This window comes from Denitrobacterium detoxificans, from assembly GCF_001643775.1.
Classification (GTDB): domain Bacteria; phylum Actinomycetota; class Coriobacteriia; order Coriobacteriales; family Eggerthellaceae; genus Denitrobacterium; species Denitrobacterium detoxificans.
On sequence record NZ_CP011402.1, the window covers coordinates 2,059,536 to 2,075,484 of the forward strand.

Consider the following 15,949-nt stretch of genomic DNA (forward strand, 5'->3'; position numbering starts at 1 on the left):
ACGCGCGGCTAGAATCCATTGCGCGCGAGAAATTCCATGGTGAGGCCCGACGGGCGGCCGCTCGAGTCGTCTGCCTGCGCAGACGCGAGCGGAGTTGCGGGTGCGTCGGCCGCAGGCGTGCCACCCACCGTGACCCCTAACAGCTTTTGCACGTACTTGCCCAGCATGTCGTTTTCCAGATTGACCGTGTCACCAGGGCGTTTCCCCAGCAGCACCGTCTGGGCACCGGTGTGCGGGATGATGGACACCTCGAACTCGTTACCCTGAACGCTGGCTACGGTCAGGCTGATGCCGTCGATGGCGATAGACCCCTGCGGCACCACGAGCGCCGCGATACGCGACTCGGTGCGAATGCGCACGCGCACGGCGTTTTCCTCGGCGCGACGCTGCACGATCGCACCCACGCCATCGATGTGCCCCGATACGATATGACCCCCGAACCGCCCATTCGCAGACATGGCGCGCTCCAGGTCGACGGGGCTTCCAGGCGCAAGTTCGCCCAGGTTGGACGCGCTCAGCGTTTGCGGCATGACGTCGGCGCTAAACTCGTCGGCACCCATAGCCGTCACGGTAAGGCACACGCCATTCGTGGCGATGCTGTCGCCAATGCGCGTGCCCTCCAGGACGGTGCGGCACGCAATGACGATCTTGCCCGCCTGGCCTCGCGGAGGCATGCACCGAACAGCGCCCACTTCCTCTACAATGCCCGTGAACATTACCTATCTCCTTCCGCCCGCGAAGGCTGCATCAGGGAATACGTAAGCTTGACATCGGAACCCAGCACCTCGACGCGCGGCGCACCTAGCGGCAGGGCGTTCACCATGAGCTCCACGCCCAAGCCCGCCACCGGCGTCTTGGCGTCGCCACCCACAATCTTGGGGGCGACGTACGCAATCGCCTCATTCACAAGGCCGTCCGCAAAGGCGCTCGCCAGCAACGTGGCACCGCCCTCCAGAAGCATCGAGTCGACCTCGCATTCGCCCAGGTAATCAAGGAGCGCCGCGAAATCGACGCGCTCATCGGCGGCAGGCAGGCACGCAAGCGCCACGCCCGCGGCCTCCAACGCCTCGCGTTTTCCGTGGGGGTCGGCCGCATAGGCTACCAGCACGGGCACCTCGCGTGCCGTGCGCACGAGCGCGCTTTCCAGCGGAATGCGCAGGTTGCTATCCACGATCACGCGCAGGGGCTGACGCGATTCGCCCTCGCGACGGCACGTGAGCAACGGATCGTCGGCCAGCACGGTGTTCACGCCGACACAGATGGACGCCAGGCGATGACGAAGTTCATGCACGTCGGCACGCGACTCCTCACCCGACACCCAGCGGGCATCGCCCGTGGATGTGGCGATCTTCCCGTCGGCCGTCATGGCCCACTTGGCCACCACGTACGGACGACGGCGCGTGATGTAGTGGAAGAACGCGGGATTGAGCGCATCGCATTCCGAACGCAGGCAATCCTGGTCAACCTGAATGCCCGCCGCGCGCAAGCGCGCCACGCCTCGGCCGCTTACCAGGGGATTCGGGTCGCGACTGCCAATTACCACGCGCGAGACGCCCGCATCTACCAACGCGTCGGCACACGGGGGCTGATGCCCCGTATGGCTGCACGGCTCCAACGTGACATACACGGTCGCACCTGCGGGGTCCTCCCCCACCGCCACGCAGACCGCAAGCGCATTACGCTCCGCATGGGCTTCGCCAAAACGCTCGTGGCATCCAGCGCCAATCACGCGACCGGCCTTTACGACTACGGCACCTACCAGCGGATTCGGATTCGTCCAACCCGCAGCGGACCGCGCAAGCTCGACGGCCTGCGCCATGAAGCGCTCATCGGTGGAACGCTGCACGCCGCGAGAGATGCCCGCCGCAGCGTCACGCACCACGAACGCAACCGCCTCGATACGATGCAAGCTGGAAGCATCGTTTGCCATCGCATGTCCTTTCGTTGCCAAGCGGGCCCCGCCCGCCATACCGCCCACACGCGTATTCGCGCAGGTAAGCGGGCATGAAAAACGCCCGCCAGAAACCTGACGGGCGTAGCAACCGAAAGACATGCCACTACGGCATGTACAGCACGACATACATCGCGCTTCAGTTTCCGTTCTTCCATCCGGACTGTAACCGTTGGTCCTGGATTCTCACCAGATCAGCCGCTTGCGCGGGTCGCGGACTTAGGGCTTGCGCCCCTTACCGCCAGTGAGGAATTTCACCTCTCCCTGAACAGATATCTTGGGAGCACTATAGGCCAAGCGCCCCATGCCGCGCAAGACCTATTTTCGTTTGCAATAGGATTCTTGAGAGACCATTACGAACGTGCGATAATTGGGGGCGTTAAGGTGCCGTTTGATGGCGTCACTCGCCCGCGGCATGGCCTTTAGGGGGAAGGGAGTCATCATGTTCTGCCCGCACTGCAACGCATCCGTTGCCGACGGATCGAAGTTCTGCCCCTCGTGCGGCAAGCCGCTCGAGACACCAGAAGCAAGCCCGCAAACAGGGCAAACTCCCCAATACGGACAGCCCCTAGAAACCTCGACACCTGCCACTGCGCCCGTGGAGCCCACCGCCGTCATACCTCCCGTGGGCGCCGCCAGTCAGGCAAACGCAGCTGGTACGCCAACCACCCCAACGCCAGGCTACACGCCTCCGGGAACCGTCCCACCCGCGGCTACGGAACCCTGGTACGGCAAGACCTGGGTCATCATTCTCTTCCTCATCTTCTTCTGGCCCGTGGGCCTCATCCTCATGTGGATGAAGACATGCAAATGGGAAAAGGCGGTCAAGGTCGTCGTCACCGTTCTGTTTGCGGTTTACGTCGCTGCATCGATATTCTTCGTCACCAGCATAATGAGCAGCCTTACGAACCTGGCCGCGACGAGCGCCACGCAAAGCGCCGTCACGAGCACCCAGCCAAGCACCAACTCCGGCAGCTCGAGCGACAACAAGGATTCGGGAAACTCCTCGAACTCGGGCTCATCCAACTCCGGCTCCTCGAACTCGGGCAATTCCGGTAGTTCGGGCAATTCCGGCTCTTCCGGCAGTGGCTCGTCGGGCTCTAGCTCCAGCTCGTCGGCCATCAACTACTCCAACACCCGCTATGGGTACAGCTGCACCCTGCCCGCCGGCTTCACGCTGCTGAGCGAGTCAGCCAACGGAGACGGCGCCACGTACTTCAACTCCCAGTACAACATGACCGTGAAGGTGTTCGGCTTCAACAACACCGATGGCATGGATGGCAGTCAGCTGGAAGAAGGCTGGTGGAACGGATCGACCAGCGCCAGCACCCAAAATATCGACAACCTCTGGATGCTCTATCAGTACGACAGCACGAAGGAATACGTATACGCTGCCTACGTGGGAACCGGCTCCATCGTTGAAGTCGATATCGACTTCCCCCTGCAGTCGGACAATACCGACGAAATGGACATCGCCTCGGAAATCATGGTGAGCTTGACCCCGGGCGACCTCACGGTCGCACACTAGGCCAAACAGAAACAACGCGCTGTACGCACAAACGAAAACCGGGCTGCCAGCACATGCGGGCAGCCCGGTTTGTTGTGTCATTGCAGCAGTTACGCCAAAACCTGACGCACCATACGCGGTACGACGGTTACGCCAAAACCCGACGCACCATGCAGCGCAGACGCTACAGCAAATACGCGTCGACGATCTCAGCGTAGTAGGCGATATGCGTGTCCTTGTTCGCACCCACAAACGTGCTGGGCTTGTCCTGCGGATACCACTTCTGCTCGTCGGGAAGCATGCGGTCGATTTCCTGCGCCTGCGTGTAGAGCACGCGGCATTCCAGCGTAAGCGGCAGCTGCGCCACGGCAGGCACGCTGATAACGCGCGGCTCGACCAGCTGCATGCCAGATTCCTCGATCTTGTTCACGTCACGACCCGAACGCGAACCGCAGATGTTCAGGATTTCCTTGGCGGCGGGGCCCTTCGGAACGCTAATGGTGAACTCGGGATTCTTTTCGAGCAGGCTTACCGTATGACGACCCTCGCGAATGTACGCCGTGAAAATGGGCTTGTTCCATTCCATGCCAATGGAACCCCAGCCGATGGTCATGCTATTCACCACGTCATCGGCCTTGGTGGTTAGCAATACGCCGCCGTTGAAGAACGCGCGAATCACATCGCTGGCATAGCCGGGAAAATCAAGCGTACGAGCCATACGGGCCTCCTATTCAACTGCGCCCATAAGGGCGCATGCAGATATTCCGCCGTTTAGTATAAACGTCCCACCCGCCAAAAAACGTTTGCCACACAACACGCCACGCAGAAACGAAAAATGCGCGCGGACGTAGGGAGCGTCCGCGCGCATTTGGGAGGAACAGGCGCTCACCCAAGGGAGGCGCCTAGCGAATTAGGCAAAGGAGACCACGATGGTGGCGGGAAGCGCAGCGAGCACGATGAGCGCACGCAACGCAAAGCCACCGATGAGCACGCCAGCCTCGCTGCCCATGCCCAGGGTGCGAGAGGGGGCACCCGTGTTCACGAACAGCTCGAAGGTTTCGATGATCGCCGGCAACACCAGGCCCGCAAGCACGAACGCAATCCAGAACGCAGGCGCGAACGAGCCAGCTACCAGGTTCGATACCGTGGCATGAGCCGTATCGCCGGAAGAATTCACGATGAACAGCATTGCCACCACCAGCACCAGCTCCACGATAGGCAGCCAATAATGGGCGCGCTTCAGCGCGGGCAGCGATTCGGCTTCCTGGGGAGCCTTGATCAGCGAGCCCAGCACCACTGCGGCAGCGCCCGTGGAAACCGCCGATACCAGGAACAGCACGGGAAGGATCGCATTGTTCCATAGCGGATACGTCTTCACCACACCCAGCAAACAGCCCGTGTAGGCGCCCACGCAAACGGCGAACACGACGCCCACCAGGTCGAGCCAGCGCGGAATGTCGATCTTGCGAATCTCGAGAAACGCAACGACCAGAGCGATGACCTCGAAAACGGCAAGGAAGTAGACGCCCCAGGTCATTACCGACCCCACATTGTGGATAAGCAGCGCGAAGCGCCACGGATTCAGCAGGCCGCCCTTCGCGTCGACCATGAGCAGCACCAGGCCAATGGCCACCACCACGGGGGCGATGAAATGCCCGATGCGACGCGTGGTTACGGCATGCGGATGCTTCCACGCCACGAATGCCGAGGTGATGAACGCACCGCCACCCAGGCCGGCCAGAAACAGGTAGAGCGCGATGGGAATGCCCCATACAGGTTCAAATTGCATCTTCTATCACCTCACGTAATAAATCTTGGCCTTGGTCAAATCGCCAGCGATGGGCTGGGCGCCCGTTTCGGCGATGGCCCGCGAAAGCTCGCTATTCGGGTCGTCAAGGTCGCCGAAGATGCGCGCGCCCGTAAGGCAGGCCTCCACGCAGCTGCACATCGTCGTGCCATCGGAAGCGGAAGCGGTGCAGAAGCGGCACTTGTCCACCGTGCCCGTCTCCTCGTTCACCTGGCGAATCTGATAGGGGCACGCCGCCATGCAATACTTGCAGCCAATGCAACGGCCCTGGTCGACGGCAACGATACCGCTTTCGGTAATGTGCGTTGCACCCGTAGGGCACACGCTTGCACAAGGAGCGTCTTCGCAATGCATGCACTGCAGAGGAATCGTTTCCCATTCCACCGAAGGGTAGGCACCCTCCTCGGCTTCCTCGAAGCGAATGAACTGCTCTGTTGGCTCCAGGCCATTCTGACGCTGACATGCAGTAACGCATGAATAGCAGCCCACGCACTTAGTAGTATCGATAAGCATTCCTAAACGGGTCATTACGCACCTGCTTTCTGAACGGTAAGCACGGCGTCACGCACCATGCCGGAGCCATACGCGGCTTCCACGGCAAAGGGAACCAAATCGGCGACGTTCACGCCCACGCCCTTTGCATGGGCCTCACCGGAGCTCGTACGGCCGAACCCTTCGGGAACGAACACTGCACCAGGAACAACGCGGTTCGTCACGCGCACGCGCGCTGTAAGATCAGATTGGTTCGCCAAGGTCACAGTATCGCCATCGGCAATACCCAAGCGCTTCGCATCGGCCTCGTTCAGCCACACGCGCGACAGATCGTACTTGGAAATAAGCATGGCAATGGCATCGTCGTCTGCAGCAAGCCCACCGGCATTCACGGGCAAAGCGCCCGAAGCCAGCGCAAGCTGGCCGTCGGCCAGGACGTGCGTCGGCTCGACCCACATGGGCGATGCCGACAGGTCCGCCGCCTTGCACGTATCGCTTGCGAATTCGATCTTGCCGCTGGGAGTGCCCCACACGGGCAGTTCGCCATACGTCACGGCATCTTCTGCGAGCGAAACGGTGCCCACGCTTGCGGCGCCGTCGTAGCTTACGCCCACGCTTTCCAGCTGGGCGCGCGCAACGTCTTCCAAGCTGAAATCGAACGCATCGCCCACGCCACACGCTTTGGCCAGCCCGCCAAAAATCTCGTCCAGGGGCTTCGTTCCGGCATGCAGCACATCAATCGCTGCGCCATGCGTGACCACGCTGGGGACGGGACCATCCACGAACGATGGCAAATCCGCGCGCTCTAGATAGCTCACATCGGGCAGCACGTACTGGCACGCCTGTGCCGTTTCGCAGAGCTCGGTACCCACGTACACCGAAAGGTCGCACCCTTCGATGGCGGAACGAACATACGAAGGGCTCGAAGCGTCGGCAGCATAATCGGTTTCGCAGAAGATGACGCCATGCAGCGCACCCTCGTGCGCAGCCTTCAGGGCAACGGCGGACGAACCGCCCACCTGCGCAGCCAACGGGTAGTCGACATCGCCCACACGCTGCGCGTTTGGCGCTGCGACGGCTTCAATGCCATCCAGTTCACCAGGGCGAACGCATACGTCAACAAGCGCGCCGCCCTTCTGGTTGTAGCAGCCAAGCAGTGCGTTCAGCAGCGCCGTCGCACGAGCAAGCTCGCCCGAGTTGCCGTACAACGCGCCGTTTCCCTCGCGAAAGCCAAGCGACACCGAGCACGCCGGCGCGGCATTGCGCAGCTCCGCAGCCAAGCGCTCGATGCTATCCTCGGGCAGGCCCGTAACGCCTTCCGCCCACTTCGCGCCATACGAGGAAACGGCAGCGCGATACTCGTCGAACCCAGCGCCCTGGGCATCGACGAACGCCTTGTCGTACCCATCTCGCAGCAGCTCGGCCGAAAGCGCGAGCACGAGCGCAAGCTGCGAACCGGGCTTGATGCCAAGCCATTCACTGGCAAAACGCGTATCTCCCGACTGTACGGGACCCGCCATGACGATGCGCGCGCCGTTCTGACGTGCGGTTTCCAGGGCGGCAATATGCGCCGGCCGCATACCATCCAAAGCGCCATCGCACACGAGCAGCGTCATCTGGGAATGTTCCACATCAGGCGTATAGCCTTCCGCCCCAATGGCGGCATAGGTGCCCGCCTTGCGCGAAAGGGAATGGGCGGCATCGTCGGTATAGACATTCGCGCTTCCCAAAGCCCACATAAGGCGCTTGCCATAAAACGAGCTCGTGGGCCTGCCGTCGCCAATGAAGGCCAGCTCCTGCGGCTCCATGCCGCCAATGCGCGCGGCGATCTCGCCGAACGCCTGGTCCCAGGTAATGGGGTCGAACCCACCCTGGGCATTCCGCTTCAGCGGCTCCACCAGTCGGTCTTCGCCCTCCGCCACGCGCGGGTACGCATAGCCGATAGCGCACAACTTGCCAGCGGCAGAGGGATTCTCGGCATCGCCGATGACCTTACCCAGCTTGCCCTTGTTTACATATGCGGTGAACCCACAATTCGCGCCGCAGCCATAGCACGTCGAGTGCACTTCGCGAACGTCTTCATCCGAATGGTAATTCACGCCAAACGCCTGGTCCCATGCGGAACGCGAGGCGCCAACCGCAGCGGTGGCAACTGCGGCGCCCGCCGCCGTCGCCAGAAAACCCCTGCGGGTTATCGTTGTATCTTGCATCGTCTCATCCTTCCACGTGCACATTTACGGACGGACGAGCGCGCCGGCGATGTCGGCCGTGTTGATGATTCCGGCTTCGATGCATTCCTGATAGATGTCCTGCCAGTCGATGAACTTGATAGCGCCATTGGGGCACTGCTCGGCACAGCGGCCGCACGAAATGCATTTCGTGGACTTGCCGGTTTCGCTGGAAACCTGCGGCATGTTCCAGGGGCAGGCCTCGTGGCACATGCCACAGCCAATGCATATGTCCTCGTTCACCACGCGCGCACCCGTTTCCGGATCGGCGGAAATCGCATGCACGGGGCAATTGTCCACGCATGCCGGGTCGCTGCATTGCTTGCAGCTCTTGATGGTGAACTGGCAATTGTCGTAGATGCCGTCAAGCGTGTCGGGCGATGAGCCAAAGTTGTAGCTCTCCCACACGCGCACGCGTGCGGTCTGCTGGCTCACCCAGCCATCATTGCGCAGCGAGCACATCATCTCGCAGCGCTGACAGCCACTGCATCGTCCACGATCGGTGACGATGAATTTCTGCGGCGTCGTCGAAATTTCGATACGACCGGCGGCGATGGCCTTTTCCGTAGCGCCCCATTTGGCAACCACGCCACCAACGATAAGTCCGGCGACGCCGCAGCCGCACATGGTCAACACGTCGCGGCGGGTAATCCTCTTCGCAGGGGCAGCGGCTTCCTCCGCTCCCCGTACGGCAGCATCGTTCTTCTGCTGTACGTCTGACATACGCGTTACTCCTCCTTGTTGTCAGAAAAGCATCGCTTGCGAATGCGCTCCCGCATTCGCGCTCCCTCGTCTTCCACCTTCGCAACGCGACCACTATCCCAGCCGCCGCACGCTACCCTTCCCCTCTTGTGGGGTAAAACCCACGCACTCGAAATCGTTTCTCGTTTTACCCCACAAGAGGGTACGGAACGTTTCCCACAGGGGATACAGTGCAGGCATTCGACTTATCAGACGAGTCGAGCGCATCGCCATCCATCTTTCCCTGGGCCACCCCGCAACGTGAACACCCACAGAGGATTTGGAGAGATACATGGCAGACGAGAAGTCATTCGGCTGGACCGGAAAGATGCTCCGCGTGAATCTGACCACCGGACGCATCACCACCGAACCCACCGAACCCTACAAGGCCTACATCGGCGGCATGGGCCTCGCGAACAAAATCATGTACGACGAAGTGCCCGCCGGCACCGAACCATTCGACCCCGAGAATAAGATCATTTTCGCCGTGGGGCCGCTCACGGCAACCGGCGTACCCCTGGCAGGGCGCACCACCATCTGCAGCCTTTCCACGTACACCACCGACCACCTGGTCGTCGACGCACACTGCGGTGGCATGCTGGGCGCGAAGATGAAGATGGCCGGCTATGACGCCATCATCGTGGAAGGCGCCAGCGACAAGCCCGTATACCTGGCCATCCACAACGACGACGTAAAGATCAAGAGCGCGGCGGCCGTTTGGGGCCAGGGCACCCGCGCCACCACGGAAATGCTCAGCCGTCTAGAAGGCACGCGCACGTGCGTAGCCGCCATTGGCCAGGCAGGCGAAAACCTGCTCCCCTATTCCTGCATCATCAACTCCCGTAATCATTCCGCAGGCGCAGGCACGGGCGCAGTCATGGGCTCCAAGAAGCTGAAGGCCCTGGTCATCGAGGGCGACAAGCCCATCTACGTAGCCGACCCCAAGGCAGTGGCCGAGCTTTCCGACTACATGCTGCGCGAGATCATCGGTTCGAACAACAACCACGTCGTGCCCAGCACGCAGCAGGAATGGGCCGAATTCTACGACGCCGATTCCCGTTGGACGGCCGCAAAGGGCCTGAACTGGGAGCTCGCCGAAGGCGGCCCCATCGAAACCGGCGAACCGAAACCTGGCGAGCTAAACACGGTAGGCTACCGCTGCATGAAGTCCACCAAGGACCTGGGCCCCGCGGCATCCGCGTACACCATCAAGATGAACGGCTGCCACAGCTGCCCGATTCACTGCTATAGCGACCTTCGCGTAGAGGGGTCGGGCGAAGCGGGCGCATTCGAGACCTCGGGCAACACGTGCGCCGCAAACTTCCCGTGGCGCTACGCGGAAACCATCCTGAAGACGGGCATCAGCCAAAAGGAAATGCCCGACGAATACGTCACCTTCAACGCAGCCATCGGCACCACCATGGACGACCTGGGCCTCTGGTGCAATTACGCAAGCCTGCACCGCGACATTGCGCACTGCATCAAGGAAGGCATCTTCAAGCGCGTGCTGCCCGCGGAAGAATACAACATGTTCGACTGGAGCAAGCTCACCCCGGAAAACGCCGACCCGAGCGTCTGCGTGCAGATTCTGCGCCACATCGCCCAGAACGACAACGAAATGGCCTACGTCGCCCACGGCGACATCGTCTGGTGCGAGCGCTGGGACGACATGGAATGGTTCGACAACAAGGCGTCGACCATGATCAACTACCGTGGCTGGCCCGTGCATCATGCCGCCGAATGCTTCGGCCAGGTGGGCATGCTGTACAACATGGTGTTCAACCGCGACGACATGATTCATTCCGCCGTGAACTTCCAGGGCAGCGGCCTGCCGCTCGACCTGAAGAAGGCCATCGCAGCCGAGGTATGGGGCGGCGAAGATGCCATCGACCCGCCGAAGAATTACACGCCCATGAACGAGCATAAGGCGAATTTCGCCTGGTGGAGCGTGGTTACCGACGTACTGCACGACAGCCTGACGCTGTGCAACTGGGTATGGCCCATGACGTGCAGCCCCACGAAGGCGCGCGACTACCGCGGCGATTTGGACCTGGAGGCAAAGTTCTTCAAGGCGGTCACCGGCCAGGACGTCACCACCGAGGAACTGTACGAAATCGGCGAGAAGATCACCACGCTGCAGCGCTGCAACACCATGCGTGGCATGCACACCGACGACTTCCGCAACGTGCATGACGTTGCAACCAAGTGGACCTTCACGCAAGACCCCGACATCCCCGCATTCAGCGAAGGTACCGTAAAGCTGGACTGGGAAGACTGGCAGAAGGCGCTGAGCATGTTCTACGCGCGCTTCTCGTGGGACGAGCAGAAGGGCTGCCCCACCGCCGCCTACCTGGATGCGCATGGCATGAGCGACATCAAGGCAGACCTGCAGGCCGAAGGCCTCATGTAGGCACACGGCGCTACAACAGCCAAACTAATAGGGCTCGCGAGATCCTCCCTCTCGCGAGCCCTTCTTCATGTGATGATGACCCGAATCTAGCGGGCGTATTCCCTTAGGTAATCCAAGACGTCCTGGCGTGAATGCAAGCCCGTCTTGCCGTAGATCCTCTTGATGTGCGCATGCACAGTGCCAGGACTAATGAAGAGCTCCTCGGCCACGCGCTGCTGGGTCTTTCCCAAGGCGTACTGCACGAGCACTTCCTCCTCGCGCTCGGTGAGCAGGAACTGTTGACCCAGCTCATGCACGCCTTCTTCCATGGCCATGCGCATGGCGTCTTCGCGCGACGTAGGCTCGACACCCTCATCCAGACCCATGAGGTTCTTGATCACGGGATGGTTAGACGTTACGACTTCGTGGCTGGTATCGGCGCCTTCGCCGCCGTGCGCAGCGTTTCGCCCATCCATGTACACCAAGATGAGCTGGCCCAAAATAAACTGGGCGGAAATCACCATCGCAACGCCCATGATCGCCATAATCTGAACGGGATCAACGCCCAAAACGGCCAAACCGCCTTCGGCCATGCGAGCAAGAGCGCGCGGCGCCAAAAACACGGCGAACCCGCTGAGCATGTAGTACCACGGATCGCGATAGCCATAGCTCATAAACGCAATGATGACGTACCCGTCGAACACCACCATCAGGGCGTTCGTCGACGTGCTCAAGCATGCGCCCACGCCCATGTCATCCGGCAGCAGCGCGTACGCAACGATGGCCAAGCAGCCTAGCGCCTGCATGATTTGCCAAATGCCCACCGTCATGACGCGCGTGCGTCCACGCAGCACGGCAACTACGATACTCATGCGTAAGGTGATAACAATTACGGCATACGCAACGCGATGCACGGGCCCCAAGGCAATGCCCTCGCCTGCAGGGTACCCACGCAAAAGGCCAATAACCACCGACAAGAACGCAATGCCCAGGCCCGTTACCATAAGAAACTTGCTACTGGAAACGTTGTCCTCCATAAAGCCGAAGTAATCGCTACGCAGCGTGGGGCTCTCTATCTCGAATGCTTTCTTGCGCTTACGCGCAGCGCGAATAAGGGGAACCTGGAGCGCAGCCAAGAGCGGCGAGCACACGTTGTCGACCGGATCGGGCAGAAACGCGAATACGAGCAGCACCACTTCGCTGATGGCAAGCGCACCCATGGCAACAACGACGGCCGTACTCGTGCTGCAGCCCCGCACTCGTCGCAGCCAATAGCCAATGTTCATGTAACCCAGGAATTCATTGGCAGCATGCATCACGAGCAGCACATCTACCGACACCCCGGGGGTATGCTCGAGCGCGCTCAATAGCACAAGTACAAGCGCCTGCAGCCCAATGAGCGCATGTCCGATGATGTTGACCTGGCGCTTCGTGAACCGAACATTACCCAGCCACAACCATGCCGCAACGATGAACGCCGGAATAAGCGACACGAGCGTGGCGCCATCGGTGAAGAGACCCTGGTCGGTTTCAACATAGCTTCCGTAGCTTCCGACAATCAGACAGTCGCGTGCGCATACAAGACCGATAATCGTAGGAATCAAGGGCGCATACACACGCACGGCCTCACGCACCCCCGAAAAGACGCCCGCCTTACGCGCGCCCTCTTCGTTATTCATAACCCTCCCTCAAAAACCATGGCTCACCGTCGCTCCTCCTCGCGACGAGCCATACCCACTCTACCCTAAGCCTAGGACATTCCCAATTTCTCCTCTTATAGGAGACGGAAGATTTAACCAGGTTATAACGCCGTTTTTAGATTTACCCCCTTATAGGGTACGGGAAAATGGGCCCGCTTCTCATAATGAGGGCCCAAGGAGGAGGCCCATGGAAACGCAAAGCGCCGAAGCGCCCAACTACAAACAGCAAGCAGAAGAGCTGCATGCCGCCCTTGGCGCGGCACTCGAGAACATCCGCAGCCAGTCATGCGACAGCGCCCTCGTTACCCCCGAGCGCTGGAACGCAACGGGCATGGCTCCCGCATGGATGGACGTCGAGGCATTCACCGACGCCGTAAGGGATGCGTTGGCCAAATTCCACGCATCATCCAGTGAACACGATTGCGGCGCCACCAGCGGAGCCGAACAGATCGAGCCCACAAACGAAGCTGAGGCCGCTACCGAAACGTCATCGGACGAAGAGGAAGCCATACCGGCGAGCGCATCGAGCGAGCAACCTGCATCGCTCGACGAAGCGCTTGCAGCGCTACCCGCGATTCCCTGCGCGGACATCTGCGTTCTTGAGGGCAAGAGCACAACGTACTTCTACTCGAACGCTTACATGACTGACGCGTACGCAAACTGGGCATTCCTTGCGCAGGAAGACGACAAAGTTCAAACCTTCGTTTCCGTGGTGCGCGAGGACTCGCGCGTCTATCCGCGCCCCATGGTGTATCGCTCGCTTTTGAACCCACCGTTCCGCATGACCGAAGACGAAGTGCTGCAATGCTGGCAGACGGTGCAGGAAACGGGAAAGTTTCCCGACATTGAAAGCTGCGAGGCGAGCAACGGCGACGTCTACTTCTTTTCCACCGACTACCTTTCGCCCCGATACGCGCAATCGCTTGCCGAGTACGAATCGGTAGAGCGCCTGGCAAACCCGTAGAAACGAGGACGACATGCCTTCCGACGAGGTACGTAACATATACAAGGAGATCGAAGATCGCCGTGTCATCCGCACGGCAGACGTCTACCAGACGCACATGGAGAACGGCGTGCGAGGCTATTCCGACAAGCTGCTTTCCGTAGTGGCGGACTTCACGAACAGCGGCATACCCGAAGGCTGCAACGCGCGCGGCATGGCTGGCAAGAGCAAGCGCGGAGAAGTCGCCTGCCAGATATTTGGCACCATCAACCCCGAAACGCGCATCATCGAGCGCGCCGGCTTCCGCAGCCGCGGCTGCATCGCCATCACGGCCTCTGCTAGCATGCTCTGCCGGATGATCGAGGGCAAATCGATCGAAGACGCGCTTGCCATCTGCGACAACGACATCGTGCGAGCGCTTGACGGCGTGCCCTCGGACAAACGCGACACTCCCATATTCGCCATGGAGGCATGCCACGCCATGATTGGCGACTGGCTTATCGCCCAAGGGGAACTCGATGCGCTCGACACGCTTACGCCCTGCGACATGGGTGGCATTACCTGCCTGCTCTGCGAACATTGCAGTCTGCGCGACCTGCGCTACGACCTTCTTGCCGAGCAAGCCGGCGCAGCCAGCGTACGCAGCTAGCAGTCAAAGGCGCCCTACCCTACGCGCGCATCAACCAAATCAATGAGTTCCTGCTTGGAATGAACCCCAAGTTTGGTGTACACGTGCTTCACATGCGTGGCAACCGTATTCCTGGACAAAACGAGCTTATCGCGAATGTACGGCTGCGATCGGCCACGCGCCAAATAGCCCAGCACTTCAAGCTCGCGAGCAGAGAGGCCATACGCACCGGCAAGCTCACGGCAACGCACGTCAATGGGGTCCTCCGCTGCAGCCCGGCCCGTTTCCGCAGCGCCACCCCCTGTGCCATCCTCAGCAACGCTTACAACAGCGGGAAGCATACCGGAGTCGAGGATGGATTCGAATTCGGGAAGCAGCGACTGAGAGGCAACTACTAGGCAGATGAGCGATAGCACCAGCACAAACACGCTCAAGCTACCATCCAAGACAAGGGGGAACACCAGCAAGCCCGCAATATTGCCCATCAAAACGCCCAGCTGGATCACCCCCTGGCAGAGGCCCGCCGCGAAGTACACGTTCAACACACGTTTTCGGACCAGCCACACGAAGCACATGAGCGACAACGCCTGCATGGCGGTATCGGCCACATTCAGAATCGCTGCATGCAAAAACATGGGCACGAGCTCGATCCAGGGAAACAGGGCGAGCGAGAGCACGATAAGAGGTATGAGCCAGCGAAAGAGCTCACGGAACGTAATGCTCATCGAGAAACGCGAAAAGGCGACCACCAGGGCAATGCCAAAACCGGCCCCGATGAAAGAAACGACGTCGAAGCCCAGAACGTCAAACATTGCCCCGGAAGAATCACGCATCGCCTCGATGCATCCACCCACAAAGTAGAAAACGGCAACCACGAACATCATGCGCAGGAAGGACCCAAGCTGGACTCCCATGCCACCAGTACGCTGAGGCGCACGTTCGGGCGACGACCCTCCCGTCGCCCCAGATTCCGCAACGAAAAGGCAAAGCGCCGATAACAACGGCAGCGAGGCAGCGGCCACTACGCCAACGACGCCCGACAGATAGGGGAACACAAGCGTTCCCAGCAAGGGCAGGGCCCCGCTCAGGCAGATAAAGCGTTCGGCTTCCGCAATGGGAATGCGGCAATAGAACGCGAGCCATAGCACAAGCAGCATGCCCGTGCCGACGCCGGAAAGTGAACCGGCAATCGCAGATAGGACAAGCACCTTGGAGCCTTGCACCGTCACGACAGAAAGCGCCGTACCTGCGGCAGAGGAAATGCCCGAGATGGCCAAAAGCGCCCGCGAAGCTTTGCGCCCATTGCGCTTCCGCCACGCAAGACCCATCAAGAACAGGGTCACCACGACGGCAATGGACGAAGCAAGCCACGATGAATCGGCATTGATCCCCGAACCTAACCTGGCGCCGTACACCGCCGATGTGGAGTAGGTGGCGTACACCCACATCCATATAAATCCAATGCCCCAATAGTGGGGCTTCACAGCCTTCCAGCGCATTCCCACAACCTCCCAACGCGCATCGTCGCGCGGCCAAAACCACATATAGGCCCACTACGACATA

Annotated in this window: 13 protein-coding genes and 1 riboswitch; of the genes, 4 read left to right on the top strand and 9 right to left on the bottom strand. The window is 60.6% G+C overall.

What is annotated here, in order from left to right; all coding sequences use genetic code 11:
* Positions 1 to 8 precede the first annotated feature (8 nt).
* Together AAY81_RS08435 and ribD are read right to left on the bottom strand one after the other, a co-directional pair.
* Entirely contained in the window at positions 9 to 716 is a 708-nt protein-coding gene (locus AAY81_RS08435; protein WP_066663923.1) for a riboflavin synthase, read from the bottom strand.
* Positions 716 to 1,930 (bottom strand): bifunctional diaminohydroxyphosphoribosylaminopyrimidine deaminase/5-amino-6-(5-phosphoribosylamino)uracil reductase RibD, encoded by a 1,215-nt coding sequence (gene ribD / locus AAY81_RS08440; protein WP_082867941.1) that lies wholly within the window; start codon positions 1,928 to 1,930, stop codon positions 716 to 718. Before ribD ends, AAY81_RS08435 begins: the two co-directional genes overlap by 1 nt.
* 163 nt (positions 1,931 to 2,093) lie before the next feature.
* A riboswitch (FMN riboswitch) is annotated at positions 2,094 to 2,227 on the bottom strand.
* 118 nt (positions 2,228 to 2,345) lie between these two features.
* Between ribD and AAY81_RS08445 the strand changes: the two genes are divergently transcribed.
* The gene (locus AAY81_RS08445; RefSeq protein ID WP_082867942.1) at positions 2,346 to 3,479 is read left to right on the top strand and encodes a zinc ribbon domain-containing protein; all 1,134 of its coding nucleotides are present in this window, start codon (positions 2,346 to 2,348) and stop codon (positions 3,477 to 3,479) included.
* A 163-nt stretch (positions 3,480 to 3,642) separates the two neighbouring features.
* Here AAY81_RS08445 and AAY81_RS08450 read toward each other — a convergent pair whose 3' ends face one another.
* The 5 genes from AAY81_RS08450 to AAY81_RS08470 form a co-directional block, all read right to left on the bottom strand.
* On the bottom strand, positions 3,643 to 4,176 hold the full coding sequence (locus AAY81_RS08450) for a flavin reductase family protein (RefSeq protein ID WP_066663928.1): 534 nt from the start codon (positions 4,174 to 4,176) through the stop codon (positions 3,643 to 3,645).
* Between the two features lie 192 nt (positions 4,177 to 4,368).
* Positions 4,369 to 5,247 (bottom strand): NrfD/PsrC family molybdoenzyme membrane anchor subunit, encoded by an 879-nt coding sequence (gene nrfD / locus AAY81_RS08455; RefSeq protein WP_066663930.1) that lies wholly within the window; start codon positions 5,245 to 5,247, stop codon positions 4,369 to 4,371.
* Positions 5,248 to 5,253: 6 nt separating this feature from the next.
* Positions 5,254 to 5,793 (bottom strand): 4Fe-4S dicluster domain-containing protein, encoded by a 540-nt coding sequence (locus AAY81_RS08460; RefSeq protein ID WP_066663933.1) that lies wholly within the window; start codon positions 5,791 to 5,793, stop codon positions 5,254 to 5,256.
* The gene (locus tag AAY81_RS08465) at positions 5,793 to 7,967 is read right to left on the bottom strand and encodes a molybdopterin-containing oxidoreductase family protein (RefSeq protein ID WP_066663936.1); all 2,175 of its coding nucleotides are present in this window, start codon (positions 7,965 to 7,967) and stop codon (positions 5,793 to 5,795) included. The genes AAY81_RS08460 and AAY81_RS08465 overlap by 1 nt, the downstream gene beginning before the upstream one ends.
* 24 nt (positions 7,968 to 7,991) lie before the next feature.
* Complete coding sequence (locus AAY81_RS08470; protein ID WP_066663940.1) at positions 7,992 to 8,708, bottom strand: 4Fe-4S binding protein; 717 nt, start codon at positions 8,706 to 8,708, stop codon at positions 7,992 to 7,994.
* Between the two features lie 310 nt (positions 8,709 to 9,018).
* On the opposite strand from AAY81_RS08470, the gene AAY81_RS08475 reads away from it, so the two are divergent.
* Positions 9,019 to 11,136, top strand: coding sequence for an aldehyde ferredoxin oxidoreductase (locus AAY81_RS08475; RefSeq protein ID WP_066663943.1), 2,118 nt, complete (start codon positions 9,019 to 9,021; stop codon positions 11,134 to 11,136).
* An 86-nt stretch (positions 11,137 to 11,222) separates the two neighbouring features.
* On the opposite strand, the gene AAY81_RS08480 is transcribed toward AAY81_RS08475, so the two are convergent.
* Positions 11,223 to 12,794 carry a response regulator transcription factor gene (locus AAY81_RS08480; RefSeq protein ID WP_066663946.1) on the bottom strand — a complete coding sequence of 524 codons (1,572 nt, stop codon included), beginning with the start codon at positions 12,792 to 12,794 and terminating at the stop codon, positions 11,223 to 11,225.
* A 208-nt stretch (positions 12,795 to 13,002) separates the two neighbouring features.
* Between AAY81_RS08480 and AAY81_RS08485 the strand changes: the two genes are divergently transcribed.
* Entirely contained in the window at positions 13,003 to 13,779 is a 777-nt protein-coding gene (locus AAY81_RS08485) for a hypothetical protein (RefSeq protein ID WP_066663948.1), read from the top strand.
* A gap of 13 nt (positions 13,780 to 13,792) precedes the next feature.
* The gene (locus AAY81_RS08490; protein ID WP_066663957.1) at positions 13,793 to 14,407 is read left to right on the top strand and encodes an iron-sulfur cluster assembly scaffold protein; all 615 of its coding nucleotides are present in this window, start codon (positions 13,793 to 13,795) and stop codon (positions 14,405 to 14,407) included.
* Between the two features lie 14 nt (positions 14,408 to 14,421).
* On the opposite strand, the gene AAY81_RS08495 is transcribed toward AAY81_RS08490, so the two are convergent.
* Complete coding sequence (locus tag AAY81_RS08495) at positions 14,422 to 15,885, bottom strand: helix-turn-helix transcriptional regulator (protein ID WP_066665163.1); 1,464 nt, start codon at positions 15,883 to 15,885, stop codon at positions 14,422 to 14,424.
* Positions 15,886 to 15,949: the final 64 nt, after the last annotated feature.

Coding starts and splice junctions, on each gene's coding strand:
- AAY81_RS08435 (WP_066663923.1), bottom strand. CDS start 716: ATGTTCACGGGCATTGTAGAGGAAGTGGGCGCTGTTCGGTGCATGCCT.
- ribD (WP_082867941.1), bottom strand. CDS start 1,930: ATGGCAAACGATGCTTCCAGCTTGCATCGTATCGAGGCGGTTGCGTTC.
- AAY81_RS08445 (WP_082867942.1), top strand. CDS start 2,346: ATGGCGTCACTCGCCCGCGGCATGGCCTTTAGGGGGAAGGGAGTCATC.
- AAY81_RS08450 (WP_066663928.1), bottom strand. CDS start 4,176: ATGGCTCGTACGCTTGATTTTCCCGGCTATGCCAGCGATGTGATTCGC.
- nrfD (WP_066663930.1), bottom strand. CDS start 5,247: ATGCAATTTGAACCTGTATGGGGCATTCCCATCGCGCTCTACCTGTTT.
- AAY81_RS08460 (WP_066663933.1), bottom strand. CDS start 5,793: ATGACCCGTTTAGGAATGCTTATCGATACTACTAAGTGCGTGGGCTGC.
- AAY81_RS08465 (WP_066663936.1), bottom strand. CDS start 7,967: ATGCAAGATACAACGATAACCCGCAGGGGTTTTCTGGCGACGGCGGCG.
- AAY81_RS08470 (WP_066663940.1), bottom strand. CDS start 8,708: ATGTCAGACGTACAGCAGAAGAACGATGCTGCCGTACGGGGAGCGGAG.
- AAY81_RS08475 (WP_066663943.1), top strand. CDS start 9,019: ATGGCAGACGAGAAGTCATTCGGCTGGACCGGAAAGATGCTCCGCGTG.
- AAY81_RS08480 (WP_066663946.1), bottom strand. CDS start 12,794: ATGAATAACGAAGAGGGCGCGCGTAAGGCGGGCGTCTTTTCGGGGGTG.
- AAY81_RS08485 (WP_066663948.1), top strand. CDS start 13,003: ATGGAAACGCAAAGCGCCGAAGCGCCCAACTACAAACAGCAAGCAGAA.
- AAY81_RS08490 (WP_066663957.1), top strand. CDS start 13,793: ATGCCTTCCGACGAGGTACGTAACATATACAAGGAGATCGAAGATCGC.
- AAY81_RS08495 (WP_066665163.1), bottom strand. CDS start 15,885: ATGCGCTGGAAGGCTGTGAAGCCCCACTATTGGGGCATTGGATTTATA.